Annotated in this window: 1 protein-coding gene; it reads left to right on the top strand. The window is 36.0% G+C overall.

Annotated elements, in window-relative coordinates; genetic code table 11:
* Positions 1–42 precede the first annotated feature (42 nt).
* Positions 43–1,425 (top strand): IS3 family transposase, encoded by a 1,383-nt coding sequence (locus FC37_RS05600; protein WP_035434713.1) that lies wholly within the window; start codon positions 43–45, stop codon positions 1,423–1,425.
* The last annotated feature ends 28 nt before the right edge of the window (positions 1,426–1,453 follow it).

The following is a 1,453-nucleotide window of genomic DNA, read 5'->3' as shown; positions in this document are numbered from 1 at the left end:
TGAAGTGAGACCTAAAAGTGAGACACTTTTAGGTCTTTTACTATGTCTAAATTTAATAAAGAACAAAAAATAGAAATTTATCGTAAATGGAAAGATGAGAATATCTCAATAAGTCAATTGTCTAAAGCATATAAAATGAACTTAGCTAATTTAGATTACATGCTTAGATTGATTGATATGCATGGAACGGATATTTTAAATACTGGAAAGCAGGTTTATTCTAAAAAATTTAAAGAGCAAGCAATTGAACAAGCTATCTTTGGTACTAAGTCATATGTTCAATTATCGCTAGAATTAGGCTTCAAAAGCATTGCCATGCTTAACAAATGGCTTAGAGAATACAAAGAAAACGGGTATAATGTCATTATCAAACAGAAAGGACGTCCTGCCCGTGGTCAAAGAGAGTCAGAAATCACGCAAGGAACTGGAGAAAGAGATCCAAAAGCTGAAAGAAGAAAACTTGCGATTGCGTATTGTGAACGAATACGTAAAAAAACTGAAAGCCTTGGATCAAGAAAAAGATCAGAACAAATAGCTAAGGCAATTACTGATCTAAGGCATGAATTCAAAGTCAGCTTGGACTACGTCTTAGAAGCAATCGCTGAGCATCCAGGGCTACCGATAATTGCCAGAAGCTCTTACTACAAGATCATTAAAAGAAAGCCTAAAAAGCCTAAGCGTTCTAAACTCATTGCCAAGATCAAGGAAATCTTCAATTATCATCAGGGGCGCTATGGCTATCGCCGAGTAGCATTGCAGCTACTCAAAGATGGTTGGAACGTTACTGAGAAAACAGTTCGCTACTGGATGCATAAGCTAGGTCTTAAGGGTATCAGACGCAATAAGCGCAAGTATTCAAGCTATAAAGGTACTATTGGCAAAATAGCACCTAATTTGATTCATCGTGATTTCTTTGCACCAATGCCTAATATGAAATGGTATACTGACATCACTGAATTTCATCTTAATGATGAAAAGCTGTATTTGTCGCCTATTTTGGATGGCTGCGGCGGTGATATAGTTTCTTACTCTATTTCAAAACATCCAGATATGGATTTAGTAATGACAATGCTTGATAAAGCTTTCGCTAAAGAAACAGCTCTTAACAACTGTATCTTTCATACTGACCAAGGCTGTCAATATCAGAGTCCAAAATACCAACGTGCTTTAAAACTTCAAGGCATCACTCAAAGCATGTCCAGAAAAGGCAATTCCATGGATGACGGTTTAATGGAGAACTTCTTTGGTCTGCTTAAGACAGAGATGTTTTATGACCAAGAATACAAATACCATAACCTTCAAGAATTAACTCAAGCCATTGAAGAATACATCGAATACTATAACGAAGAAAGGATAAAGAGCAGATTAAAAGGCTTAACTCCGAAAGAATATCGGAATCAAGCCTCTATTAATCCTGTATTTTAAACTGTCTAATTTTTAGGTCTCAGTTCAA

It is taken from the genome of Lactobacillus gallinarum DSM 10532 = JCM 2011 (genome assembly GCF_001434975.1).
Lineage (GTDB): Bacteria > Bacillota > Bacilli > Lactobacillales > Lactobacillaceae > Lactobacillus > Lactobacillus gallinarum.
Note: the sequence above shows the minus strand (reverse complement) of the source record. Positions and strands in the feature narration are given on the sequence as shown.

What these genes read in the sequence shown, in the direction of transcription:
- FC37_RS05600 (WP_035434713.1), top strand. Translation starts at nt 43, where the DNA reads ATGTCTAAATTTAATAAAGAACAAAAAATAGAAATTTATCGTAAATGG.